Source organism: Bacillus tianshenii, assembly GCA_020524525.2.
GTDB lineage: Bacteria > Bacillota > Bacilli > Bacillales > Bacillaceae_N > Bacillus_AV.
Genome location: CP129018.1, coordinates 3366830 through 3392115 on the forward strand (window position 1 = coordinate 3366830; position 25286 = coordinate 3392115).

Sequence of the window (25286 nt, forward strand, 5' to 3'; positions counted from 1 at the left end):
GGTTGTATGAAGTAGTCGGTGTCCGTTTTAAGAAAGCGGGCAAAATATATTATTTCGATCCTGGTGATTATAAGATTCAAGAGGGCGATTGTGTTATAGTCGAAACCGTTCGTGGTGTGGAATATGGCAAAGTTGTTGTCAGCCAGAAGAAAGTAGACGAGAATGATGTTGTCCTTCCATTGAAACGGGTAATTCGTATCGCCGATGAGAAAGATCGGATGGTTGTGCAAGAAAATAAGCGTTCGGCAGAAGAAGCTTATGATATATGTATTGGAAAAATTAGCGAACATGGGCTTGAAATGAAGCTCGTTGATGTTGAATATACATTTGACCGAAATAAAGTGATTTTTTATTTTACAGCGGATGGACGAGTTGATTTCCGGGAGCTTGTAAAGGATTTAGCATCTATTTTCCGCACACGCATTGAACTTCGTCAAATTGGTGTTAGAGATGAAGCGAAAATGCTTGGAGGGATTGGCCCTTGTGGAAGAATGCTCTGTTGTTCAACATTCCTGGGCGATTTCGAACCGGTATCAATCAAGATGGCAAAGGATCAAAATCTTTCTCTTAACCCTGCAAAAATCTCAGGGTTATGTGGACGATTGATGTGCTGCTTAAAATATGAGAATGATAATTATGAATCGGCGAAGCAAGAATTACCGGATATTGGTGAAACGATTGAAACACCTCAAGGAAAAGGCCGTGTTGTTGGCTTAAACTTGCTTGAAAGACTTGTACAGATTGAACTATTCGATATCGAACGAGTAATTGAATATACACTTGATGAATTGATGAAAGCAGGAGCGGTTTCAATTCAAGCCACAGAATAGCTGAGGTGGAAGTCTCGTGGAAAAGAAAGATATCTTCGAACAAGTAAGTAATATGGAAGAACAAATCGGTCATCTTTATAAGCAGCTGGGCGGTTTAAAGCAGCAGATTGCTGATTTGTTAGAAGAAAACCAACATATGAAAATGGAAAATCAACACCTTCGCCAGCGTCTACAACAGACAGAGGATAAAAATAAGCGAAAGCGTAAACGCAATCGCAAAGAGAAAAAGGTCGATGTTGGGGAAGGTTACGATAACCTTGCCCGCTTGTATCAAGAGGGGTTTCATATATGTAATCTTCATTACGGCAGTGTTCGTAAAGAAGGCGACTGTTTGTTCTGCTTGTCTTTCTTAAACAAGTCATGACCGATTGGACCTTCCCAGTCTATGGGGAGGTTTTTTCTACGTTAAAAATTATAAAAGTAGCTGAAAGGATTGCTAAAAGATGAAGCTTAATGAAGATGAACGTCTTGATTATCTTCTTAATGAAGAAATGAAAATTATACAAAGCCCTTCTGTATTTTCTTTTTCCTTAGACGCAGTTCTGCTTGCTAATTTTGCCTATGTTCCGATCCAAAAGGGGAAATTAATTGATTTATGTACAGGGAATGGAGTAATTCCTCTTCTTCTCAGTAAGCGGACAAAAGGAGAGATTACTGGAGTTGAGATTCAAGAGCGACTTCATAATATGGCAGTAAGAAGTGTCGAATATAACCAACTATCGGATCGATTGAAGATGATAAAAGGTGACCTAAAAGACATGCCAGACGTATTAGGGCATGGTAAATTTGATATCGTCACATGCAACCCGCCTTATTTTCCAACCCCAGGAGAAAATGAATTTAATAAGAATCCTCACTTTGCGATTGCTCGTCATGAAATTTACTGTACATTAGAGGATGTAATCCGCGTCAGCAGTCAATTGTTACGTGCAGGCGGGAAAGCCGCTTTTGTTCATCGACCTGGACGATTGCTTGATCTTGTTACATTAATGAGAAAATACAAGCTTGAGCCAAAGAAATTGCGCTTTGTCTATCCGAAAGAAGGCAAAGAAGCGAACACCATACTTATTGAAGGAACAAAGCTTGGAAAGCCAGACTTAAAGATTATGTCGCCTTTATATGTTTATAATAAAAATGAAGAGTATACGGAAGAAGTGAACGACATTTTATATGGAAACCGATAATCATTGTATGTATGTACTGGAATGTAAAGACGGCACCTATTATACAGGGTATACAAATAATCTTCATAAACGTGTTGAGAAGCATCAGAATGGCCGAGGAGCTAAATATACACGAGGTAGGACACCTGTAAAGCTGATTTATCATGAAATGTTCTCAACAAAACGTGAGGCGATGCAGGCTGAATATCAATTTAAGCAATTAAGCCGGCAGGAGAAAGAACAATATATGTTTAAAGGAGCGGAAAATATTGAATAGACAACAAAGTTACGCCTCTACAAATAAAGGCATACTATATCTTGTGCCTACTCCCATCGGGAATTTAGAGGATATTACATTTCGGGCGCTCCGTATCCTGAAAGAAGTCGATGTCATTGCTGCGGAAGATACGCGTCAAACCCGAAAGCTGTTAACTCATTTTGATATTACAAAACCTTTAACAAGCTACCACGAGCATAATAAAAAGCAAAGTGGTGACAAGCTTCTTGTTCAGCTTGAACGTGGAGAACAGGTTGCTCTTGTCAGTGATGCAGGGATGCCGGCAATCTCTGACCCTGGAAGCGACCTCGTTAAAGAAGCAATTGGCCGCGGGATTACAGTTATTCCATTGCCTGGTGCAAATGCTGCATTAACAGCTCTTATTTCCTCGGGGCTGAATACTGCTCAATTCTATTTCTATGGATTTTTGCCCCGTAAGAAAAAAGAGAAGCTTTCCGTTCTAGAATCAATTAAAAGTATTCACGGTACGCTAATCTTTTACGAATCTCCGCACAGGGTGAAAGACACGGTTGCAACGTTGAAAGAGACGTTCGGAGCGGAACAAAAAGTAGTTCTGGCAAGAGAATTGTCGAAACGGTACGAAGAGTTTCTTCGCGGAACGCTAGAAGAAATGTATGAACTGGTCAACAGCGAAGATTTCAAAGGTGAATTTTGTATATTAGTTGAGGGCAGTCAAAGTGAGGAAGTTACTCAAAGTTGGTGGGAGACATTAACGGTAGAACAGCATGTCGAGCATTTCATTTCTGTTCAAGGCCTCTCCTCAAAGGAAGCAATTAAGCAAACAGCTAAAGAACGGGGACTGCCTAAGAGAGAAGTTTATCAAACGTACCATGTGCATAATGAAAAATAAAAATGCTCGCCGTTATTTAGGCGAGCATTTTCTCGTTCTAGAGGTTGAACAATCGTTCTTATAAGTAGTTATTTTGTTTCGTTTAATTTGCCTTGGATTTCATTAAGGATTTGCTCAGCGCCTTCGCGGCTTAGGATAAGCTTCCCGTTTCCAAGTGTGAAGTTTGAATCGCTTACTTCACCTGTTACGTGACAAGTCATGTTTGGCTTATATTTTTTAAGGATGATACGGTCATCATCAACATAAATTTCAAGAGCATCTTTCTCTTCAATTCCAAGTGTGCGACGAAGTTCAATCGGAATAACGACGCGACCTAATTCATCAACTTTACGTACGATACCAGTAGATTTCATATTATCCAATCTCCTCTCAATTTTTAAAAGTTATAATCTATCTTTTTCGTCAAGATTCGACATAAACTGTGTATACTTATCATACCAGTCGCTGTCAATGGCGTCAACTGATTTTGTAAAAAGTTGTAGCTTTTATAAAAAAATGTATCTGAAGTGTTAGGAATATTGACGCCCTTACGTTATGAAATAGTGCCAACCTCTAGTTAATGGCATATAACTTCAAATTAAATCCCATTATTAAACGAAAACTAACAAACTTATAATTTCTTTCTAATATCATTATTCGACAAATTTCAACATTTTTGTATGGGTAATTGATAAATTTATTTATTTACCTTAGATGTAATAATTTGAAAATTAGGCTTTGTTATAGAATAACGTTGATTTTTATACGTTGTTGAATGCACCTAAAGTTAAAAGAAATTAGAATCAAAATTGTTCGTTTCTTGACATTTAATAAGGGATTTAGGTATATTTTGATAAGAGTAACGCTATAATGTTAGCTATTAAAACAATCGGTATCACTTTGTTCCAACTAATTGTTCGTAAGTTCGGAACTTTTTATGGGAAATGGAACAAAAAAAGGTAAATATTATTTGTCCTAATGCTTATTTAGCGAGGGACTTTGCAAATGCGATGCTCTCGTCCTTCGGGCGGGAGTATTTTTATTGAGAAGGAAGACAAAACTTTTCTTCATTTACATAAGGAGGCGGATGAAGTGGGAGAGAATAAAACGTTTTATATTACAACACCTATTTATTATCCAAGCGATAAGCTTCACATTGGACATGCTTATACAACAGTAGCTGGAGATGCAATGGCACGATACAAGCGTTTGCGTGGCTATGATGTCATGTACCTTACAGGAACGGATGAGCATGGGCAGAAGATTCAAAGAAAAGCAGATGAAAAAGGCGTGTCAGCGCAACAATTCGTAGATGAAATTGTCAGCGGTATTCAAGACCTTTGGAAGAAGCTTGACATTTCATATGATGATTTTATTCGTACAACTGAAAAGCGTCATAAAGATGTAGTTGAAAAGATTTTTAAACAGCTTTTGGACCAAGGCGATATTTATTTGGATGAATATGAGGGATGGTATTGTACCCCTTGTGAATCCTTTTATACAGACCGGCAGCTTGAGGATGGTAAATGTCCAGACTGCGGCCGCCCAGTTGAAAAAGTAAAAGAAGAATCCTATTTCTTTAGAATGGGAAAATATGCAGATCGACTATTGAAGTTTTATGAGGATAATCCAGAGTTTATCCAACCAGAAACACGTAAAAATGAAATGATTAATAACTTCATTAAGCCAGGGCTTGAAGATTTGGCTGTCTCACGGACAACGTTTGACTGGGGTGTAAAGGTTCCTGGCGACCCGAAGCATGTAATCTATGTCTGGATTGATGCGTTGTCAAACTATATTACCGCGTTAGGATATAATACGGAAAATGACCAGAAATATCAAAAATACTGGCCGGCAGATGTTCATTTAGTGGGGAAAGAAATTGTCCGCTTCCATACAATCTATTGGCCAATTATGTTGATGGCATTAGATTTACCGCTTCCGAAGAAAGTATTCGCACATGGTTGGTTATTGATGAAAGACGGTAAAATGTCAAAATCAAAAGGAAATGTCATTGACCCAGTAACATTAATTGACCGTTACGGCTTAGATGCATTACGTTATTACCTATTACGCGAAGTTCCATTCGGTTCTGATGGTGTCTTCACGCCAGAAGGCTTCGTCGATCGAATGAATTATGATCTTGCCAATGACTTAGGAAATCTACTAAACCGAACAGTAGCGATGATTACAAAATACTTTGATGGTGTTATGCCGGAATATGCAGGCCCGTTAACGCCATTTGATGATTCATTAGTTGAACTTGCAAGTGCAACCGTGAAGAAAGTTGAAGATGAAATGGAAGACATGGAGTTTTCCGTAGCATTAACGTCAATCTGGCAGCTTGTAAGTCGTACAAATAAATATATTGATGAAACACAACCATGGGTACTGGCAAAGAATGAACAAGAAAGAGACCGTCTAGCATCAGTTATGGTCCATCTTGCAGAATCTCTGCGTCACATTGCAATTATGCTTCAACCATTCTTAACCCAAGCACCGACTGAAATCTTTAGACAGCTTGGTGTCAAAGATGAGCGCTTAATGAGCTGGGAAAGCCTTTATAAGTTCGGGCTGATTGAAGGCGGTTCAAAAGTCGAAAAGGCAAACCCAATCTTCCCGCGCCTTGAAGTAGAAAAAGAAATTGAACAAATTAAAAGCGATATGCAAAACACAGCACCCGAGCCTGTAAAGGAAGAAAAGAAAGAAGAAAAAGTCGATGAAATTGTCTTTGATGATTTCATGAAAATCGACATGCGTGCAGCGGAAGTCATTTCAGCTGAACGTGTGAAGAAAGCCGATAAATTGCTTAAGCTTCAGCTTGACCTAGGTGATGAGAAACGACAAGTTGTTTCAGGAATTGCAAAAACATTTGCACCAGAAGATTTAGTGGGCAAGAAAGTCGTCTGCGTAACGAACTTAAAGCCAGTTAAATTACGCGGTGAGCTTTCACAAGGAATGATTTTGGCTGGGGAAGAAAACGGCAAGCATGTTTTAGCAGAGGTTAACCCTTCTCTTCCAAACGGTACAAAAATTAAATAACCATTTGACACTCTCACTTCATCAGTGAGAGTGTTTCGTTATACTGATTAATAAATTTTACACAAAAGGAGCTTGATTATGCTTTTCGATACACACGTCCATTTAAATGCAGACCAATTTAAAGATGACTTAGAAGAAACGGTTGAAAGAGCAAAAGAAGCAGGCGTTACGGAAATGGTTGTGGTAGGTTTTGATCGTGAAACAATCCCAGGTGCCATTAAGATTGCAGAAACTTATGATTTCATCTACGCTGCTGTTGGCTGGCATCCTGTTGATGCAATTGATATGACGGAAGAAGATTTGAAGTGGATTGAAGAGCTGGCTGCTCATCCGAAAGTGGTTGCAATTGGGGAGATGGGGCTCGATTACCATTGGGATAAGTCGCCACAAGATGTGCAACAAGATGTTTTTCGTAAACAAATTCGCCTTGCGAAAAAACTAAATATGCCAATTATTATTCATAACCGTGAAGCAACACAAGATATAGTAGATATCTTAGAAGAAGAAGACGCGGCAGAAGTTGGCGGGATTATGCATTGTTATAGCGGCAGTGTAGAAATTGCCCATAAGTGTATTGATATGAATTTCTATATTTCATTAGGCGGGCCTGTTACATTTAAAAATGCGAAAAAACCGAAAGAGGTCGCAAAAGAAATTTCACTGGAACATTTGCTAATTGAAACAGACTGTCCATTCCTTGCACCGCACCCAAATCGCGGCAAGCGCAATGAACCAGCATATGTACAGCTTATTGCAGAACAAATTGCAGAGTTAAAAGGGTTATCTTATGAAGAGGTTGTTCAGAAAACAAACGAAAATGCGAAAAAGCTTTTTAAAATTAAATAAATGTTCATTCTGACAAATTAATTAACATGTTTTGTGGTCGTGTAACATGGTTTAGGGTAGGGCGTTGAAGTTGTCGAACGATTTTTATTGCACTTTCCTTTGTTTGGTCTTCATAATTACTAATACGGTCAAGCAAAGGGAGGTGTCCAATACCGACGTAAAAGCTGATTGGCGCTGCGAATAGATAAAATAGTTTTATAGCACAGGATCCTTTTCCAGCAAAGGGGTTGGGACGATTAAAGGGAAAAAAATTCCGTTGTAATGATTGACAAGTAGCGAGACCCTCTATATAATTCACTCCGTAAGAAGGAGGAGACCCAAATTATGTTAAACAATAGATTTGGACTGACGAAAAAATCATTAATGATTTGGTCAGTCACACTCATTGCCGCATTGTTGTGTATCAGTCTTCTTGTGTTTGAGGGAACGAAAGCAACAGTTACGTTTGATGCAAACGGGCAAGAAAAAACGATACGTACACATGCAGACACAGTTGAAGAACTGCTAGCGGCGCAAGATGTGAAGTTCGCAAATACAGATTTGGTCGAACCAAGTAAAGGTACAAAGATTGAGGATGGCATGGAAGTGTCTTGGAAGAAGGGTAAGAAGGTAACGTTAACAGTTGAGGGTAAGAAGGAGACTGTTGTGACAACGGCTGAGACTGTCCGTGATCTTCTACATGACCAAGCTGTTCCGATGATGCAACGAGATAAAGTAACCCCATCGAAAACGACAAAAATTAAAGATGGAATGAATATAAGCGTTGAAGAAGCGTTCCAAATTCCACTGGCCGTAGGTGGAGAAAAGAAAGACGTTTGGACCACTTCGACTACTGTCGCTGACCTTTTGAAGCAACAAGGAGTGTCAATGGATAATGATGACCGGGTCGTTCCTGGTTTACAAGCGAAGGTAACCAAAGAGACAAAGATAAAGGTTGTTCGCGTAGAAAAGGTCACCGATGTAGTGGAAGCAACAGTTGATTATGCTGTTGTTACTCGTAAAGACTCTTCATTAACTTCTGGAAAAGAAAAGGTACTTTCTGAAGGACAAGAAGGAAAAGTTAAAAAGCATTACGAAGTAACATTGGAAAACGGAAAAGAAGTAGCACGAAAATTGCTTAAGAAAGAAACAACGCAAGAAAGTAAAGATCGTATTGTTGCAGTCGGTACAAAGCCGAAGCCAGCTAGTCAGCCAATAGTGTCTCGTGGTGGCTCAGCTGTTAAAGAAATGTATATGAAAGCTACTGCGTATACAGCTTATTGCAACGGATGTTCAGGGAAAACACGCACAGGTATTGACTTACGTGCTAATCCCGGTGCGAAAGTTGTAGCAGTTGACCCTAATGTCATTCCTTTAGGTACAAAGGTGTGGGTAGAAGGGTATGGTTATGCAATTGCTGGTGATACTGGCGGTGCGATTAAAGGGAATCGTATTGACCTCTTTATCCCGGATAAATCAAAAGTTCATGCTTATGGTGTGAAAAGAGTAAAAGTGAAAATACTTAAATAATAACTTTTTAACTCAGCCACAGGGGAAGCCCTCTGTGGTTTTTCTATGTGAAAATTTGATATGATGGAAAGACATGATCGCTAAGTAAGACGAACACAAATATGAAAAAGTTACATATTTGGAGGGAAAAATGAAAATAAAAGAAATTATCGTTGTTGAAGGCAAAGATGATACTGTTGCAATTCGACGGGCAGTGAATGCAGATACAATTGAAACAAATGGGTCAGCCATTAACGATGCAACCCTTGAACGAATTCGTGTAGCACAGGAAACGAGAGGTGTTATCGTTTTAACAGATCCTGATTATCCAGGTGAGCGTATACGTAAGATCATTTCCCAAAATGTGCCTGGTTGTAAACATGCTTTTATACCAAAAGGCCAAGCAATTTCAAAAAAAGGTAGAGGGCTTGGTGTGGAGCATGCCTCCCCAAGTGCGATTCAACAAGCGTTGGAGGGTATTCGTGAGGAAATGGTAGAGCCGGAGGAGGAAATTAGCTGGCAAGAGTTAGTGCAAGCTGGCCTCATCGGAGGTTCACAGGCGAAGGAACGGCGCAGAATGCTCGGAGACCTTTTAAAGATAGGTTATACGAATGGAAAACAATTTCATAAGCGCCTAACGATGTTTCAAATTTCTAGAAGTCAATTTGAACAAGCATTAGACAAGGTGCTACAGGAGGAATAGAGAGAATATGGAAAGAGATATTGCAACACCGAGCCGTACGCGGGAAATATTAGAGAAATATGGCTTTTCTTTTAAAAAGAGCTTAGGTCAGAACTTTCTCATTGATACAAATATTTTACGTAAGATTATTAGCTTTGCTGGTTTGACAGAAGAAAGTGGCGCAATTGAGATCGGTCCAGGTATTGGAGCGTTAACAGAACAGCTTGCTAAAGCTTCAAAGAAGGTTGTGGCATTTGAAATTGACCAACGCTTGCTTCCGATTCTTGATGATACCCTTTCAGCTTATCAAAATGTCGAAATCGTTCACCAAGATGTATTGAAAGCCGACGTACAGCAGGTTATTGACGAGAAGATGGGAGACATCAAAGATATTATGGTTGTGGCAAACTTGCCTTATTACGTCACAACGCCGATTTTAATGGGGTTATTGCTTGAGAATTTACCTATTCGCGGCTTTGTAGTCATGCTTCAAAAAGAAGTGGCAGATCGAATTGCTGCGAAGCCTGGTACAAAAGATTATGGCTCATTGTCAATTGCAATCCAGTACTATACGGAAGCTGAAGTTGTGATGACTGTGCCGAAGACGGTATTTATGCCTAAGCCAAATGTTGATTCAGCAGTTATTCGTTTAATCCGCAGAGAGAAGCCAGCAGTGGTTGTAGCGGATGAAGAATTCTTTTTTAAAGTTGTGCGAGCAAGCTTTGCGCAGCGTAGAAAGACGATTTTTAACAACCTTGTGCATAATGTTGCTAGTAAGCAGCAAAAGGACCTTGTTAGTGCTGCCCTAGAAGCAGCTGAGGTTGAACCAAGCCGTCGCGGTGAAACATTATCGATGGAAGAGTTTGCTCGGTTAAGTGATGAATTGAAACAACAACTTTCTGTTTAAGGGTAACCGTTTCTCCTCAACGCTCATAAGCTATGACAGAAGCCCTTGTTAATGATGGCAGGAGGAGAACTATGAGTGTACACATTGGAGATATCGTTGGACGTAAGTCGTACAAGTGTGATTTGTTATTTCGTGTCATTGAAGTAAAAGAGAAAGATGACAAAAAACTTGTCGTTTTATACGGAGAAGATGTGCGGTTAATAGCAGATGCTCCCCTAGAAGATTTGATCGTCATTGATGAACGTGAGTATAAAAAACGAAAGAAACAATTAGAGGAGATTGAGAATCACTCCTTTCGTCTTTTTCGCCAGGCTTATCGTTTAGTAAGGCAAAAAAATGAATATACGTCGACGAGTGGGTATAAGAACGAGCATGCCATTTTTCAAATGCCTGGCAAGGTGTTACATCTAGATGGCGATCCTCTTTATCTAAAGAAATGTAAGATGCTTTATGAGCGACTCCATATCCCGGCATACGGCTTTCATATGAATGAGAAAGAGATGCCTGAGAAAGTGGAAAGGCTGATTGAACAATTTCGACCGGATATTTTAGTTATAACTGGTCATGATGCCTATTCAAAAACAAAAGGAAAAGTAACAGAGTTAAAAGCGTATCGCCATTCCCGTTATTTTGTAGAAACAGTACGCAGGGCGCGCGGGATAGAGCCTAACCTTGATCAGTTGGTGATTTTTGCTGGGGCATGTCAATCACATTTTGAGTCGTTAATTCGTGCAGGGGCTAATTTTGCCAGCTCACCAACAAGGGTTAATATCCATGCCCTCGATCCGGTCTATGTCGTCGCGAAAATAAGCTATACACCGTTTAGTGAGCATGTAAACGTGTGGGAAGTGCTTCGTAACACCCTAACTGGCGAAAAAGGGTTAGGGGGCATACAAACGAGGGGAATCCTGAGAACAGGAATGCCGCTTATGGAACATCATGATGAAGAAAAGCCTTAGTGACATTAAGTTGTCATTAAGGCTTTTCTTTATGAATAAAATTGAGTGAATAATTTAATGCATTAAAGGAATGATATTAAAAGAGAGGAAAATTTAAATATTTTTTCTAAATTTCATTGACATTAAAAACACCATATTGTTATAATTTAAAGTTTTATTTGACTTTTATTTTGTTGCGTGTTATACTACATATAGTGAGGTGGAGCGAGATGCCAAAAACTTTAGCTGATATTAAGCAGGCGTTAGATGGCAATTTAGGAAAACGTTTGACGTTAAAAGCAAACGGAGGCCGCAGAAAGACAATTGAACGTTCTGGGGTTCTTGCGGAGACGTATCCATCAGTATTTATTGTAGAGTTAGACCAAGAAGAAAACGCGTTTGAGCGCGTGTCATACAGCTATGCTGATGTGTTAACAGAAACAGTAGAGTTAACGTTTGACGGAGAAGCACATGAAGGTATGGTAATGAGCGGGCAGTGAACAATTTGTTTACTGCTTTTTTATATGCCTTCGTAAGTTGTACTTTATCATATGCATGTGGCTTGCTTTTAAGACACAGGTTTTTACGTAAAATTTTAATTATTTTTGGAAATGGGTAGATGCTGAATAATGCGGCTTAACTTGATTATGCTAAAATTATCACGGCATATTGAAAGGGGTCGTTGCAATTGAGCAGACGCCGTGGCGTGATGTCTGAGCAGCTTAAAGTAGAGTTGGCGAAGGAATTAGGGTTTTATGATACTGTGAAGAACGAAGGCTGGGAATCCATTACTGCTCGTGATGCAGGGAATATGGTGAAGCTCGCCGTTCAATTGGCAGAACGTCAACTTGCAGAGCAAACACAACAAAAGCAATAACGAACCGTATACTCATTCGTTTACGAAAATAAATATTGCCGTGATAAAAACCGGGGTTTACCTCGGTTTTTATTTTTATCTAATCATAGGGGAGGTTTGTGATACAATATGTGAAGGATTGTCGAAGAAGTAGGTGATCATATTGAAAATATTAGTGAAGGCTCCAGCAAAAATTAATTTGGCGTTGGATGTCTTACATAAACGTGATGATGGTTTTCATGAAGTTGAAATGATAATGACAACAGTTGATTTAGCGGATCGAATTGAACTTGAAGATAACAATAGTGGCATTATTAAGCTATCTTCACAAAATCGATTTGTCCCGAATGATGAGCGAAATTTAGCTTTTCAAGCAGCTAAGTTACTGAAGGACCGCTACCATATTAACAGAGGCTTAAATATATCGATGGCTAAAACAATTCCTGTCGCTGCAGGTTTGGCAGGCGGAAGTAGTGATGCGGCAGCTGTACTAAGAGGCTTGAACCAATTATGGAACTTAGGTCTATCGCTTGATGAGTTGGCTGAACTTGGTTCAGAAATTGGGTCAGACGTTTCTTTTTGTGTACACGGGGGTACGGCGTTAGCTACAGGACGAGGAGAAAAGATCAAGAAACTTCCATCGCCGCCTTCTTGTTGGGTCATTCTTGCGAAGCCCACAATCGGTGTTTCAACAGCTGAGGTTTATAAGCACTTAGATTTGTCAAAAGTCGAACACCCTGATGTGGAAGGGATGATCGAGGCAATTGAGGAGAAAAATTTTGAAAAAATGTGCAGTCGGGTCGGGAATGTACTAGAAACGGTAACTTTTAAACGCTATCCAGAAGTTCAAGCTTTGAAGGAGCAAATTCAACGATTCGGGGCAGATGCTGTATTGATGAGCGGCAGTGGTCCAACTGTATTTGCGCTTGCACAGTATGAATCTCGAATGCACCGAATATACAACGGTTTAAGAGGGTTTTGTGACCAGGTATTTGCCGTTCGTATGTTAGGAGATGGGATGGATGTTGATTAAATCCGTATAAAGATGTTATATTATCTTTAAAACATTCGGATTTTGGAGGTTTTCCTATGAAGATGCGACGGAGCGGTCGGTTAGTTGACATGACTAACTATTTAATTGAACATCCTCGTACACTTGTCCCACTTACATTTTTTTCAGAACGGTATGGTGCAGCCAAATCCTCAATCAGTGAAGATTTAGGCATTATTAAATTAACGTTTGAGCAACAGGGAATTGGCACTCTCTATACAATTTCAGGGGCAGCTGGTGGCGTTAAGTTTTACCCTTTAATTAAGCCTGAAGGGGCAAAAGGGTTCATTGAACAATTATGCACCAAAATTGCTGATCCAGAACGTCTTCTTCCTGGCGGTTATTTATATTTAACAGATATATTAGGTGATCCGCGCTTAGTGAAAGAGATCGGACGTCTGTTCGCGTCCATCTTTTCAGAGCGAAACATTGATGTCGTCATGACAGTAGCAACAAAAGGAATCCCATTAGCTTATGCAGTTGCAGCTCACCTTAATGTACCAGTTGTAATTGTTCGTCGTGACACGAAAGTTACAGAAGGCTCAACAGTTAGTATTAACTATGTTTCAGGCTCAACGAAGCGCATCCAAACTATGACATTAGCGAAGCGGAGCTTGAAAGAAGGTTCAAAGGTCTTAATTATTGATGATTTCATGAAGGCCGGTGGAACAGTTCATGGCATGATTAGTCTGCTGAACGAATTTCAAGCAGAAGTTGCTGGGATTGGTGTCTTAGTAGAGTCAGAAGATATTGAAGAACGCTTAGTCGATGAGTATGTCTCATTAGTGCAGCTTGCTGATGTAGATGTGAAGGATAAGCAGATTTCAGTGGAAGAAGGAAATTATTTTAAGTTTGTCGAAGAGTGAGAAGCGACATTCTAATTTAGAGGAGGTTGCTACATATGAAAAAGGTATATACAAAGAAAGCACCAGAAGCAATTGGACCGTATTCACAAGGCATTATCGTCAATAATATGTTCTACAGCTCAGGACAAATTCCATTGACTCCAGCTGGAGAACTTGTGCAAGGAGATATCCAAGAACAAACACATCAAGTTTTTGCAAATCTTAAAGCAGTACTTGCAGAGGCTGGCGGTTCTTTAGAAAGCGTCATTAAAACAACTGTTTTTATTAAAAACATGGATGAGTTCGGCTTAATTAACGAAGTATATGGTGAATATTTTAACGAGCATCAACCTGCCCGTTCATGCGTAGAAGTTGCGCGCTTACCAAAAGATGTTGGCGTTGAAATTGAAGTTATTGCGTTAGTAAAATAGAAGTGAAAGAGAAAAGAGAAGGGTCTTTCCTTCTCTTTTTTTAGTAATAAATGGTATTGTTTATAACTATATACCTAGAGTTAATGTTCAATATTTAAAATAATAGGATTTTTTTACAAAAATTTTTTCTAATAAAGAAGGATTTTGAGAAAAGTCGTTGAATATTTGGTAATAAGTTTTTATATAGGGAAAAGGTGGTGAAACACAATGGAAGTGACAGACGTTAGACTACGCCGTGTAAACACCGATGGTCGTATGCGCGCAATTGCCTCTATAACGTTGGATAATGAGTTTGTTGTCCATGATATTCGTGTAATTGATGGAAATAACGGTTTATTTGTTGCGATGCCAAGTAAGCGTACTCCTGATGGAGAATTCCGTGATATTGCGCATCCAATTAACTCGTATACACGCGGCAAAATTCAAGATGCTGTTTTAGCTGAGTACCACCGTGCGGGTGAAATGGAAGTCGAACTTGAAGAAGCTGGTGCTTCGTAAAATATGATTTTGTTTAAAAACAGGACCCAATTAATGTGATTGGGTCTTTTTTATTTTTTGAATCCTCTTGTAATTTTTTGCTTAATTTAATGTACATTTCCCAAAATGTGTCACACTTAAACGTAAAAACATTAACAAAATGGTGGACATTTTTGAGCAATTGTTGAAATACATATGTTTTTAGGATATATTCGTAAATGGATAAAATGGGTGCAATGGAGGCTTTGTAATGACAAAACGCTACGCAGTTGTTTTAGCAGCAGGACAAGGAACTCGTATGAAGTCGAAGCTTTATAAGGTACTACATCCCGTTTGTGGGAAACCGATGGTACAGCACGTTGTCGACCATATTAGCAGTCTCTCAGCAGAGCAGATTGTGACAGTAATTGGTCACGGTGCAGAATTGGTGAAAACACAAATTGGAGAGCAAAGTAATTATGTATTGCAGGAAGAGCAGCTTGGAACAGCGCATGCCGTTATGCAGGCAGAAGAAATTTTATCAGACAAAAAAGGTACAACACTTGTAATTTGCGGTGATACGCCACTAATTACACCTGAAACGATGGAAGCGCTTTTAACACATCATGAACAAGCAAAAGCAAAAGCAAGCATTTTAACTGCACATGCTGATGACCCGACTGGTTACGGAAGAATTGTAAGAAGCGGCAACGGAGATGTTAGTCGTATTGTCGAGCACAAAGATGCTTCTGATGATGAATTGGCAATCAAAGAAATTAATACAGGTACTTATTGTTTTGACAATGAAGCTTTATTCGCAGCACTGAAGAAAGTAGATAATGACAATTCTCAAGGTGAGTATTATTTACCAGACGTAATCGAAATCCTGAAAGCTGAAGGTGAAACAATTGCAGCTTATCAAACGGATGATTTCTCCGAAACACTTGGAGTTAATGACCGTGTTGCATTGTCTAAAGCGGAAGGATACATGCAACAACGTATTTTGGAAAAGCATATGAGAAATGGCGTCACCATTATCAATACGAACCAAACTTATATTGAGTCAAATGTCGAAATTGGTCGAGATACAGTTATCTATCCAGGAGCTGTTCTAAAAGGTGACACTGTGATTGGTGAAGATTGCATAATTGGTCCAAATACTGAAATTGAGAATTGCCATGTTGGTGATAAAACTGAAATTCGCCATTCAGCTGCCTATGAGAGCAGCATTGGTTCAGAAGTAAAGATCGGCCCGTTTGCACATATACGTCCTCAATCAAGCTTAGGTAATGAAGTGAAAATTGGTAACTTTGTTGAAGTGAAGAAATCTGTATTTGGGCAAGGCAGTAAGGCTTCACATCTTAGCTACATCGGCGATGCTGAAGTAGGGAAAGATGTGAACTTAGGTTGTGGTTCAATTACAGTTAATTATGATGGTGAGAACAAGCATTTGACGAAAATCGAAGATGGTGCCTTTGTAGGTTGTAATGCGAACTTAATTGCCCCTGTAACAGTTGGAAAGGGTGCATACGTAGCTGCAGGTTCAACGATTACACAAGATGTACCAGGAGAAGCATTGTCAATTGCTCGAAGCCGTCAGACAAATAAAGAAGGTTATGCAGCTCGTATAACTCGTAAGAATAATGAATAACGGAGGTTCTACTGATGTCAAACGAATACCATGACGGTAGCTTGAAGGTCTTTACTCTTAACTCGAATCGTGCACTTGCCGAGGAGATTGCCGAAACAATCGGATGTGAAATGGGAAAATGCTCTGTTTCCCGATTTAGTGACGGTGAAATTCAAATTAACATCGAAGAAAGCATTCGTGGTTGTGATGTGTTCGTCATCCAATCAACAAGTGATCCTGTGAATCAGCATATTATGGAATTGTTGATTATGGTTGATGCACTGAAACGTGCTTCGGCGAAAACAATCAATGTTGTACTTCCTTACTATGGTTATGCGCGTCAAGACCGTAAAGCACGTGCTCGTGAGCCAATCACTGCAAAGCTTGTGGCAAACCTAATTGAAACAGCAGGAGCTACGCGTGTGATTACGCTAGACTTGCATGCACCGCAAATTCAAGGTTTCTTCGATATTCCAATCGACCATCTTGTAGGTGTACCGATTTTGGCTGATTACTTCGAAGAAAAGAATTTCGATGACGTTGTTATCGTTTCTCCTGACCACGGTGGCGTAACACGTGCAAGAAAAATGGCAGATCGCCTTAAAGCTCCAATTGCGATTATCGACAAGCGTCGCCCACGCCCGAACGTGGCAGAGGTAATGAATATTGTTGGTAACATTGAAGGGAAAACAGCGATTTTAATTGATGACATTATCGATACTGCTGGAACGATTACATTAGCTGCAAATGCACTTGTAGAAAATGGTGCAAGTGAAGTATACGCATGCTGTTCACATCCAGTTCTTTCTGGTCCTGCGCTAGATCGTATTGAAAATTCTAAGATTAAAGAGCTTGTTGTAACAAATTCAATTGCAATGCCAGCTGAAAAGCAAATTGGCAAGCTAACACAACTGTCTATCGCGTCATTGTTTGCAGAAGCAATTATCCGTGTACACGAAGAACAATCAGTAAGTACGTTATTTGACTAAGTTAGAAATTTTTCATGTTTGATTTTCACATGTTTAGGGGAATAAATAGATAAGAACGCATTATTCCAATTAGGAAGGTGATATTCTTGTCTAATGCATTAAAAGCTAACGTACGTGAAGATTTAAAACATTCAACTACAAGAGAAATTCGCCAAAATGGAGGCTTCCCAGCAGTTGTTTATGGGAAAAATAAACCTACAAAGAGTATTTCAGTAACCGCTGTCGAATTTGTGAAAACAATTCGTGAAGTTGGACGCAATGGGATTATCGATTTAGCAATTGACGGCGACACAAAAGAACGCGTCATGTTACATGATATTCAAATTGATCCGATTAAAGACGAAGTGGTTCATGCTGACTTCTTCATTGTGGACATGTCTTCTACAGTGGACGTTGAGGTAAATGTACATATTGTCGGCGAGGCAAAAGGTGCACAAGAAGGTGGAGTACTTGACCAACCTGCACACGAATTGTCTGTACGAGCACTTCCATCAGATATTCCAGAATCGATAGAGGTCGATGTTTCTAATCTAGAAATTGGCGATACGATTCAGGTCAAAGACTTGAGGGAAGGTCGACAATATGAAATTCTCGATGATGAACATACTACAATCGCAACTGTTGTCCCTCCAACAACTGAAGTAGAAGAGGATAGCGGAGAAGTTCAATCTGGTGAAGAAGCGGAAGAACAAGAAGAAACACAGGATACAGAGGAACAAAACGACGAAGAGTAGGAGGCGTAGCCGGTTTTTCCGGTTACGTCTTTTTTCAGAATAAGAAATGAAATATATCTAGCTTTGAGTGAGTGCTCTAGATTACAATCTAACGCTTCTGAAAGCCACCAAACTGTCTTCAATAGCGCTTGTCTACCAATAAGCAGACGTTTTGTGCTTTGTTATTAAGTAAACTTTTTAATATAAATATGCAGGATTTTTGGTTTTAGAAGTGAAGTGTTTCATATGTTATTCTGGATAGAGGTAGTTTTGTTTGAGTTGTTGAGGAGGAGTACGTGTCGTGAAATTAATCGTAGGATTAGGAAATCCGGGTAAGAAGTATGCAGAAACACGTCATAACGCTGGTTTCATGGTCATTGACCATCTAGCGGAGCAATTGAATATTTCATTAACGAAAGAAAAGTTCAATGGTATTTATGGAGATGGAATAATTAACGGCGAGAAAGTTCTATTACTAAAGCCACTTACATATATGAACTTATCAGGGGAGTCTATTGCCCCTTTAATGGATTATTTCAATATCCCAATAGAAGACCTAATCGTCATTTATGATGATCTTGATTTACCAACTGGAAAAGTGAGACTTAGATTAAAAGGGGGTACTGGGGGACACAATGGCTTGAAATCTATCTTCCAACATCTTGGGTCGAAAGAATTTAAGCGTGTTCGTATTGGAATCGGCAGACCTCAAGGCCCAATACCTGTGGTTGATTACGTATTAGGTCGATTTAATAATGAAGAATCGATTGAAATGAAAGAGGCAATTGAGCATGCTGCAAAAGCTTGTGAGGCTTGGGTGACTACACCCTTTCAAGAAGTTATGAATCAATACAATTAGGTTCTTGCAAGAATAGATTCCCTTTTCACTGTGCATACTAAGGGTAAACAGTATGGACAAGGAGAAGGAGGATTACAATGGCAATTCGCTATTACTGCAGACATTGCGGCTATAAGGTAGGCGAAATTTCTGATTTAACAGCTTCAGCGGAACGTCTTGGGTTTCATCATTTAACGGATCAAGAGCGTTTAGACATGCTCACATATCAAGCTAATGGAGATATCGATGTGAAAACAATTTGTGAAGATTGCCATGAAGCTTTACATCGTAACCCAGATTTCCATCAATTGCGTACATTTATACAATAAATCCCACGAACAATTAATTGAATTTAAAACGATAATTACAAAATTATATAGAAATCTTTCTGTCTCTATACATTTATAAGAGTCAAGCTTTGGTAACGTGAACCAAAGCATTTTTCTGTTTTGTTAGATTGCTTTTACGGGGAGGGAATGGTGTTGCAAGGGTTATTAGAACATTTTAAGAAAAGTAGTGAGGTTCTCTCGGTCACGGATGGATTAGCTAATGGTTTAAAAGAGCAATTAATTGCTGGTCTATCAGGAAGTGCAAGAGCATTATACCTCGCATCAATTTATAAAGAGACGAAGCGTCCTCAACTGATCGTAACGCACAACTTATATCAAGCCCAAAAGATTTATGATGATTTATTAGAGTTGTTGGATGAAGATGAAGTGTATTTATATCCAGTAAATGACTTGATTGCTTCAGAAATAGCAGTTGCTAGTCCAGAGCTGAAAGGACAGCGAATTGAAGCTTTGAACTATTGGAGCAAGCATAAGAAAGGTGTTGTGATTGCGCCGATTGCTGGATTGAGGCGTTTCTTGCCCCCGGTGGATATTTGGAAAGAAGGGCAAATTTCATTTACAAAAGACAAAGAAATTGACCTAGAGAGTACATTAAACATGCTGATTAAGTATGGTTATGAGCGTGTTGATATGGTTGCAGCTCCTGGGGACTTTAGTTTGCGTGGCGGTATTTTAGATATCTTTCCTCTTACGGAAGAGATGCCGGTACGCATTGAGTTGTTTGATACAGAAATTGAGTCTATTCGTTTTTTTAATGTCGAAGACCAACGTTCGAAAGAGACGATGGACTCTGTTTCGATTGGTCCAGCGTCAGAAGTACTTCTTGAAGGGAAAAATTATGTACGAGCAATTGAGAAGCTTGAGGAAGGGCTTGCCACTTCGCTTAAAAAAGTGAGCAATAAACAAGCAAAAGAGGCATTAACGGATAACATCTCCCAAGAGATTGAGCAATTGAAGGAACAGCATCACTTTGAAGAAATCTATAAGTATATGTCTTTGTTTTATGACATGCCTGCAAGCTTAATAGACTATCTTCCGGATGAAGGTGTGTTGTTTTTTGATGAATTAAGCCGTGTTGCAGAAATGTCAGACCGTTTAGAGAAAGAAGAAGCAGAATGGCATACTGCTCTGCTCGAAAAGGGTCAAATTATTACCGATATCCAATTATCTCATCCCTATGAAGATTTAATGCAAACAACATCACATTCTTTTATCTATTTATCGCTTTTCCTGCGTCATGTACCGAACACAAACCCGCAAAATATCGTTAATATTACATGTAAATCGATGCAAGATTTCCATGGGCAAATGGAGCTTCTCAAGAATGAAATTGAACGTTGGAAAGAAGCAAATTTTTCAGTTGTTATATTATCAACCAACAAACAACGTGCAGATAAAGTTCAAAGTGTTCTTCAAGATTACAAAATGGAAGCGGTTATTTTAAAAGATGATGCTGTTCTGATGGCGAGTAAAACACAGATCATGACAGGCGGATTAAATGGGGGCTTTGAGCTGCCGACACAGCAGCTTGTCGTAGTGACTGAAGAGGAACTGTTCAAACAAAAAGTAAAGCGTCGCAGACGGAAACAGAAGATGTCAAATGCTGAACGGATTAAAAGTTATTCTGAGCTAAAGGTCGGCGATTACGTTGTTCATATCAATCACGGGATCGGGAAATATCTCGGCATTGAGACATTAGAAATTAACGGTATACATAAAGACTATTTAAATATTCGTTATTCCGGAAATGATAAGCTTTATGTACCTGTAGAACAAATTGATCAAGTGCAGAAATATGTCGGCTCAGAAGGGAAAGAACCGAAAGTCTATAAGTTAGGCGGCAATGAGTGGAAGAAGGTAAAGAGCCGTGTACAATCTTCTGTGCAAAACATTGCCGATGATCTTATCAAGCTATACGCAGAGCGAGAAGCGACGAAAGGTTTTGCTTTTGATGTAGATGAGGGAATGCAAAGGGAGTTTGAAACTGCTTTCCCATATCAAGAGACAGAGGACCAGCTTCGGGCTGTCGAGGAAATTAAGCAAGATATGGAGCGAGACCGACCGATGGATCGCCTCTTATGTGGTGATGTTGGTTACGGAAAGACAGAGGTTGCATTGCGAGCTGCTTTCAAGGCCATTGTGAACCAAAAGCAGGTTGCGATTTTGGTACCGACAACTATTCTGGCACAACAGCATTATGAAACGATGGTGGAGAGATTCAACAACTTCGGTGTTGAAGTCGGATTGCTTAGTCGCTTTCGAACACGTAAGCAGCAGAAAGACACATTGAATGGCATTAAAGCTGGTACTGTAGATATTGTAGTTGGTACACATCGTTTACTTTCAAAGGACTTAGAGTTTCGGGAGCTCGGTTTACTGGTAATCGATGAAGAACAGCGCTTTGGCGTGACACATAAGGAAAAAATTAAGCAAATGAAAGCGAATGTAGATGTCTTAACATTAACAGCTACACCAATTCCAAGAACACTTCATATGTCGATGCTCGGTGTCCGTGACCTTTCAGTATTAGAAACACCTCCTGAAAATCGGTTTCCGATCCAAACATATGTTGTGGAATACAATGGAGCGCTCGTCCGTGAAGCAATTGAACGTGAATTAGCACGGGATGGACAAGTGTATTTCTTATATAATCGGGTCGAAGATATTGAACGAAAAGCAGAAGAAATTCGAATGCTTGTGCCAGATGCCCGGGTAGCCTTTGCTCATGGTCGCATGAACGAGAGTGAACTTGAATCCATAATCTTTGATTTCCTAGAAGGAGAATATGATGTTCTTGTAAGTACGACCATTATTGAGACTGGTGTTGATATTCCGAATGTAAATACGTTAATTGTCGATAACGCTGATCGAATGGGCCTTTCTCAGCTGTATCAGCTTCGAGGCCGAGTGGGTCGTTCAAATCGTGTGGCCTACGCGTATTTCACTTATCAAAAAGATAAAATCTTAAAAGAAGAAGCGGAGAAGCGTTTACAAGCAATTAAGGAATTTACTGAGCTGGGCTCAGGATTCAAAATTGCGATGCGGGACTTATCGATTCGAGGTGCAGGGAATTTGTTAGGTGCTGAGCAGCATGGCTTTATTGATTCAGTTGGTTTCGATATGTACTCTCAAATGCTTCAGGATGCGATTGAAGAACGAAAAGGAATGAAGCCAGAAGAGAAGAAAACAGACGTTGAACTAAACTTGCCATTAGACGCATATATCCCAGAAGAATATATTCCTGATAGTAAACAGAAGATCGACATGTATAAACGCTTCCGCTCTCTCGAAACTTATGAAGAGATGAAAGATTTAAAAAAGGAAATGAAGGACCGTTTTGGTAAATACCCGAAAGAAGTGGAAGATTTGTTCCGTGTATCCTATCTTCGAGTTCTCGCTAAGCATGCAAGTGTTGAGTCGATCACAATTAAGAACAAAGATATTGTAATCTACGTAGCTGAAGCAAAAAGTAAGGTAGTCGATGGTTCAAAGTTATTTGATTATACAAGCCAGTATCGTCGTGCTTTCCGTATTGGAACGGAAGACGAGCGCTTGAAGATTGTTGTTGATAATAAATACGGAACGATGGAAGAGAGGTTAAAATTAACGGAAGAATTGTTAGAGAAGTTACCCAAAATGGATCGTGAAGAAGAAACTGCTTGAATAAATGGTAAAATTTAGTTTCGTTTTTATGCAAAATATGCACATTGAGCGTGTATAGAACTTATGTGATGTAGGATACTAAAGGCAAGAAAATGGTGATTTCTTCATCTCAAGGACAGGTCCCTCCCAATCACCAATTTTTACAATCATCAGATGAAAGTGAGGCATCATAAGAATGAAAGCAACAGGTATCGTTCGTCGTATTGATGATTTAGGAAGGGTTGTAATCCCGAAGGAAATTCGCAGAACACTGCGCATTCGTGAAGGCGATCCTTTAGAAATATTTGTTGATCGCGATGGAGAAGTAATTCTGAAGAAATATTCTCCGATTAATGAATTAAGTGATTTTGCAAGAGAATATGCTGAGGCATTATATGACAGTCTTGGGGCTACGATTCTAATTAGTGACCGAGATGTCTATATTGCAGTAGCAGGCGGTTCAAAGAAAGAATTTGTTAACCGTAGTGTTGGAGATAAGATCGAACAAATCATGAATGAACGTTCAACAGCTATGGAAACTTCAGAAAAATCGATTGAGCTTGTTGACGGGGTTGAAGATACGATTTCTTCCTATGTTGTCAGTCCGATTGTCGCAAATGGAGACCCAATTGGTTCAGTTATCATTTTCTCTAAAGAAGGAAAAACGGTTGGTGAAGTGGAGCAAAAAGCAGCTGAGACAGCTTCAAGCTTCCTTGCCCGACAAATGGAACATTAAGAAGTGGGAAGGCGGCTAAATTAGCCGTCTTTTCTAATGCAGGAAATACATAATACAATATTGACGGAATTATCATGTGATATAATGGCAAATACGAGTAATTAACATGCGGAAGGAAGAGCAACTTGAAGCATGGCGTTATGAATGAAAAAAATATTTGGAAGGGTGCATGGATTTTAACCTTTGCTGCAATTATTGTGAAAATCTTAAGCGCCGTGTACCGCATTCCATACCAAAATATAACAGGTGATCTTGGTTTTTATATCTATCAGCAAGTGTATCCAATTGCAAGCGCTGTATTTGTATTATCAACATATGGCTTTCCAGTGGTTTTGTCACGAATGCTTGCTGGTGAACAAAATGAAAGTAAGCAAAACAGTATTTTAAGTATATCGATATTAGGATTAAGTCTTTTTGGCGGAAGTGTCTTTTTTATTCTCTTTTTTTGTGCAGAATTGATTGCTGAATTAATGGGTGATGTGCATTTAGCATTACCAATTAAAACAGCGTCATTTACTTTTTTGTTAATGCCGTTCTTATCCTCATTTCGAGGTTTCTTTCAAGCAAATCAATGGATGACCCCAACGGCTACGTCTCAAATTGCTGAACAATCTGTTCGGGTAGGGGTTATTTTGGGCTTAACTTTAATTCTTGTTTCAAATGGTGCAAACGTTTATGAAGCAGGAGCAGCGGCCGCGTTTGGTTCAGTTATTGGAGCGGTCACATCTGTTACTGTATTGATTTTTTACTTTCGAAAATATTTTCATCTTTTTCAGCTTAACCAAAGATATTTCCGTAGGTTAGTGAGGCCTGTATTATTCCGGCTATTTAAGCAGGGTTTCTTGATTTGTGTCAGCAGTTTATTTATTGTGTTTCTTCAGCTAATCGATTCATTTACCGTTCTCAATACTTTGATACGAAGCGGTATTGAATTGGAACAAGCAAAGGTTTTGAAAGGCGTGTATGACCGAAGCTTACCTTTCATCCAATTAGGAACAACCTTAGCTGTTTCAATTTCATTAACATTGGTTCCTTTAATTACAAACTCCGTGAAAAAGCGTGATATTGATGCGACGAAACGTTATATCTATCTGGCTTATCGGATTTGTTCATCTGTTGGTCTGGCAGCAGCAGTTGGTTTAGTTGCAATTATTGGACCGGCAAATCGGATGCTTTATGAAAATGACAGTGGATCGACAGCTTTAGCAATTGCCGGGTTATCAATCTTTTCATACTCGGTTGTTTTAACAAGCTCGGCTGTTTTACAAGGTTATGGTGATTTTGTTTCGCCTGTTTTGTATATAGCATTTGGATGTGTTCTGAAATTATTATTGACGGTTCTTTTGTCTGTTCCATTTGAAATTATCGGCACAGCTCTTTCAACTCTGATTGCATTTACGGCGGTCGCTTTTTTCATGGTGAGGAAAGTATCGCATAAGAGTAAAACACAACTAAAGGACTTATTTTTATTTCATAAATTAATTATTCCACTTTTCATGATGGCTGCAGCTGTGCTTATTTACCAGTGGTTGCTTGGACAGTTTCCTTTGGTAGAAGAAAAAAACCGTCTTTATTGGGGATTTATTGCGCTGAGCGGTGTGAGTATTGGGGCAATAATTTACTTAACAACATTATTACGTTCAGGATATTTTAGTGAGAATGAGCTGGCGCTTCTGCCGCTTGGTAGTAAGCTTCAAGGTTTCTTAAGGAAGAAGGGGGTTTAAGA

Annotated in this window: 26 protein-coding genes; 25 read left to right on the forward strand and 1 reads right to left on the reverse strand. The window is 39.3% G+C overall.

Annotation, left to right across the window (positions count from 1 at the left end; all coding sequences use genetic code 11):
- The first annotated feature begins 2 nt into the window (after window positions 1–2).
- The 5 genes from LC040_16900 to rsmI all read left to right on the forward strand — a co-directional run bounded on the left by LC040_16900 (window position 3) and on the right by rsmI (window position 3141).
- Window positions 3–830 (forward strand): stage 0 sporulation family protein, encoded by an 828-nt coding sequence (locus tag LC040_16900; GenBank protein WLR50886.1) that lies wholly within the window; start codon window positions 3–5, stop codon window positions 828–830.
- 16 nt (window positions 831–846) lie between these two features.
- Window positions 847–1194 carry a DNA replication initiation control protein YabA gene (gene yabA, locus LC040_16905; protein ID WLR50887.1) on the forward strand — a complete coding sequence of 116 codons (348 nt, stop codon included), beginning with the start codon at window positions 847–849 and terminating at the stop codon, window positions 1192–1194.
- A gap of 79 nt (window positions 1195–1273) precedes the next feature.
- Complete coding sequence (locus LC040_16910) at window positions 1274–2014, forward strand: tRNA1(Val) (adenine(37)-N6)-methyltransferase (GenBank protein WLR50888.1); 741 nt, start codon at window positions 1274–1276, stop codon at window positions 2012–2014.
- Window positions 2001–2270, forward strand: coding sequence for a GIY-YIG nuclease family protein (locus LC040_16915; protein WLR50889.1), 270 nt, complete (start codon window positions 2001–2003; stop codon window positions 2268–2270). The genes LC040_16910 and LC040_16915 overlap by 14 nt, the downstream gene beginning before the upstream one ends.
- Entirely contained in the window at window positions 2263–3141 is an 879-nt protein-coding gene (gene rsmI, locus LC040_16920; protein ID WLR50890.1) for a 16S rRNA (cytidine(1402)-2'-O)-methyltransferase, read from the forward strand. Before LC040_16915 ends, rsmI begins: the two co-directional genes overlap by 8 nt.
- Window positions 3142–3209: 68 nt before the next feature.
- Here rsmI and LC040_16925 read toward each other — a convergent pair whose 3' ends face one another.
- Window positions 3210–3494 carry an AbrB/MazE/SpoVT family DNA-binding domain-containing protein gene (locus tag LC040_16925; GenBank protein WLR50891.1) on the reverse strand — a complete coding sequence of 95 codons (285 nt, stop codon included), beginning with the start codon at window positions 3492–3494 and terminating at the stop codon, window positions 3210–3212.
- Window positions 3495–4212: 718 nt separating this feature from the next.
- Between LC040_16925 and metG the strand changes: the two genes are divergently transcribed.
- The 20 genes from metG to LC040_17025 all read left to right on the forward strand — a co-directional run bounded on the left by metG (window position 4213) and on the right by LC040_17025 (window position 25284).
- Window positions 4213–6162: a methionine--tRNA ligase gene (gene metG, locus LC040_16930; GenBank protein ID WLR50892.1), complete on the forward strand. Its 1950-nt coding sequence runs from the start codon at window positions 4213–4215 to the stop codon at window positions 6160–6162.
- A 78-nt stretch (window positions 6163–6240) separates the two neighbouring features.
- Complete coding sequence (locus tag LC040_16935) at window positions 6241–7008, forward strand: TatD family hydrolase (protein WLR50893.1); 768 nt, start codon at window positions 6241–6243, stop codon at window positions 7006–7008.
- Window positions 7009–7332: 324 nt separating this feature from the next.
- Window positions 7333–8517, forward strand: coding sequence for a ubiquitin-like domain-containing protein (locus LC040_16940; protein WLR50894.1), 1185 nt, complete (start codon window positions 7333–7335; stop codon window positions 8515–8517).
- A gap of 118 nt (window positions 8518–8635) precedes the next feature.
- Window positions 8636–9199: a ribonuclease M5 gene (rnmV, locus tag LC040_16945; GenBank protein ID WLR50895.1), complete on the forward strand. Its 564-nt coding sequence runs from the start codon at window positions 8636–8638 to the stop codon at window positions 9197–9199.
- Between the two features lie 7 nt (window positions 9200–9206).
- A complete protein-coding gene (rsmA, locus tag LC040_16950) occupies window positions 9207–10085 on the forward strand; it encodes a 16S rRNA (adenine(1518)-N(6)/adenine(1519)-N(6))-dimethyltransferase RsmA (GenBank protein WLR50896.1) in 879 nt (292 codons plus the stop codon).
- A 71-nt stretch (window positions 10086–10156) separates the two neighbouring features.
- Window positions 10157–11044: a sporulation peptidase YabG gene (gene yabG, locus LC040_16955; protein ID WLR50897.1), complete on the forward strand. Its 888-nt coding sequence runs from the start codon at window positions 10157–10159 to the stop codon at window positions 11042–11044.
- A gap of 209 nt (window positions 11045–11253) precedes the next feature.
- On the forward strand, window positions 11254–11523 hold the full coding sequence (locus tag LC040_16960) for a Veg family protein (protein ID WLR50898.1): 270 nt from the start codon (window positions 11254–11256) through the stop codon (window positions 11521–11523).
- 188 nt (window positions 11524–11711) lie between these two features.
- Window positions 11712–11900 (forward strand): small, acid-soluble spore protein, alpha/beta type, encoded by a 189-nt coding sequence (locus tag LC040_16965; GenBank protein ID WLR50899.1) that lies wholly within the window; start codon window positions 11712–11714, stop codon window positions 11898–11900.
- Window positions 11901–12042: 142 nt separating this feature from the next.
- A complete protein-coding gene (gene ispE, locus LC040_16970) occupies window positions 12043–12912 on the forward strand; it encodes a 4-(cytidine 5'-diphospho)-2-C-methyl-D-erythritol kinase (protein ID WLR50900.1) in 870 nt (289 codons plus the stop codon).
- A gap of 56 nt (window positions 12913–12968) precedes the next feature.
- Complete coding sequence (gene purR, locus LC040_16975) at window positions 12969–13796, forward strand: pur operon repressor (GenBank protein WLR50901.1); 828 nt, start codon at window positions 12969–12971, stop codon at window positions 13794–13796.
- 35 nt (window positions 13797–13831) lie between these two features.
- Complete coding sequence (locus LC040_16980) at window positions 13832–14206, forward strand: RidA family protein (protein WLR50902.1); 375 nt, start codon at window positions 13832–13834, stop codon at window positions 14204–14206.
- A gap of 207 nt (window positions 14207–14413) precedes the next feature.
- Window positions 14414–14704, forward strand: a complete 291-nt coding sequence (gene spoVG, locus LC040_16985) for a septation regulator SpoVG (protein ID WLR50903.1) — start codon at window positions 14414–14416, stop codon at window positions 14702–14704.
- Window positions 14705–14933: 229 nt separating this feature from the next.
- On the forward strand, window positions 14934–16313 hold the full coding sequence (glmU, locus tag LC040_16990) for a bifunctional UDP-N-acetylglucosamine diphosphorylase/glucosamine-1-phosphate N-acetyltransferase GlmU (protein WLR50904.1): 1380 nt from the start codon (window positions 14934–14936) through the stop codon (window positions 16311–16313).
- Window positions 16314–16327: 14 nt separating this feature from the next.
- Window positions 16328–17281 carry a ribose-phosphate diphosphokinase gene (locus LC040_16995; GenBank protein WLR50905.1) on the forward strand — a complete coding sequence of 318 codons (954 nt, stop codon included), beginning with the start codon at window positions 16328–16330 and terminating at the stop codon, window positions 17279–17281.
- Between the two features lie 86 nt (window positions 17282–17367).
- Window positions 17368–18015 (forward strand): 50S ribosomal protein L25/general stress protein Ctc, encoded by a 648-nt coding sequence (locus tag LC040_17000; protein ID WLR50906.1) that lies wholly within the window; start codon window positions 17368–17370, stop codon window positions 18013–18015.
- A gap of 280 nt (window positions 18016–18295) precedes the next feature.
- Window positions 18296–18853, forward strand: a complete 558-nt coding sequence (gene pth / locus LC040_17005; GenBank protein WLR50907.1) for an aminoacyl-tRNA hydrolase — start codon at window positions 18296–18298, stop codon at window positions 18851–18853.
- A gap of 77 nt (window positions 18854–18930) precedes the next feature.
- On the forward strand, window positions 18931–19161 hold the full coding sequence (locus LC040_17010) for an anti-sigma-F factor Fin family protein (protein ID WLR50908.1): 231 nt from the start codon (window positions 18931–18933) through the stop codon (window positions 19159–19161).
- Window positions 19162–19314: 153 nt separating this feature from the next.
- Complete coding sequence (mfd, locus tag LC040_17015; protein WLR50909.1) at window positions 19315–22845, forward strand: transcription-repair coupling factor; 3531 nt, start codon at window positions 19315–19317, stop codon at window positions 22843–22845.
- A gap of 175 nt (window positions 22846–23020) precedes the next feature.
- Window positions 23021–23560, forward strand: coding sequence for a stage V sporulation protein T (spoVT, locus tag LC040_17020; GenBank protein ID WLR50910.1), 540 nt, complete (start codon window positions 23021–23023; stop codon window positions 23558–23560).
- A gap of 125 nt (window positions 23561–23685) precedes the next feature.
- Window positions 23686–25284, forward strand: coding sequence for a polysaccharide biosynthesis protein (locus LC040_17025; GenBank protein ID WLR50911.1), 1599 nt, complete (start codon window positions 23686–23688; stop codon window positions 25282–25284).
- Window positions 25285–25286 lie beyond the last annotated feature (2 nt).

What these genes read in the sequence shown, in the direction of transcription:
- LC040_16995 (WLR50905.1), top strand. Translation starts at nt 16,328, where the DNA reads ATGTCAAACGAATACCATGACGGTAGCTTGAAGGTCTTTACTCTTAAC.
- LC040_16925 (WLR50891.1), bottom strand. Translation starts at nt 3,494, where the DNA reads ATGAAATCTACTGGTATCGTACGTAAAGTTGATGAATTAGGTCGCGTC.
- LC040_16940 (WLR50894.1), top strand. Translation starts at nt 7,333, where the DNA reads ATGTTAAACAATAGATTTGGACTGACGAAAAAATCATTAATGATTTGG.
- LC040_16960 (WLR50898.1), top strand. Translation starts at nt 11,254, where the DNA reads ATGCCAAAAACTTTAGCTGATATTAAGCAGGCGTTAGATGGCAATTTA.
- LC040_17010 (WLR50908.1), top strand. Translation starts at nt 18,931, where the DNA reads ATGGCAATTCGCTATTACTGCAGACATTGCGGCTATAAGGTAGGCGAA.
- yabG (WLR50897.1), top strand. Translation starts at nt 10,157, where the DNA reads ATGAGTGTACACATTGGAGATATCGTTGGACGTAAGTCGTACAAGTGT.
- LC040_16910 (WLR50888.1), top strand. Translation starts at nt 1,274, where the DNA reads ATGAAGCTTAATGAAGATGAACGTCTTGATTATCTTCTTAATGAAGAA.
- LC040_16915 (WLR50889.1), top strand. Translation starts at nt 2,001, where the DNA reads ATGGAAACCGATAATCATTGTATGTATGTACTGGAATGTAAAGACGGC.
- spoVG (WLR50903.1), top strand. Translation starts at nt 14,414, where the DNA reads ATGGAAGTGACAGACGTTAGACTACGCCGTGTAAACACCGATGGTCGT.
- LC040_16980 (WLR50902.1), top strand. Translation starts at nt 13,832, where the DNA reads ATGAAAAAGGTATATACAAAGAAAGCACCAGAAGCAATTGGACCGTAT.
- LC040_16935 (WLR50893.1), top strand. Translation starts at nt 6,241, where the DNA reads ATGCTTTTCGATACACACGTCCATTTAAATGCAGACCAATTTAAAGAT.
- spoVT (WLR50910.1), top strand. Translation starts at nt 23,021, where the DNA reads ATGAAAGCAACAGGTATCGTTCGTCGTATTGATGATTTAGGAAGGGTT.
- rsmA (WLR50896.1), top strand. Translation starts at nt 9,207, where the DNA reads ATGGAAAGAGATATTGCAACACCGAGCCGTACGCGGGAAATATTAGAG.
- purR (WLR50901.1), top strand. Translation starts at nt 12,969, where the DNA reads ATGAAGATGCGACGGAGCGGTCGGTTAGTTGACATGACTAACTATTTA.
- glmU (WLR50904.1), top strand. Translation starts at nt 14,934, where the DNA reads ATGACAAAACGCTACGCAGTTGTTTTAGCAGCAGGACAAGGAACTCGT.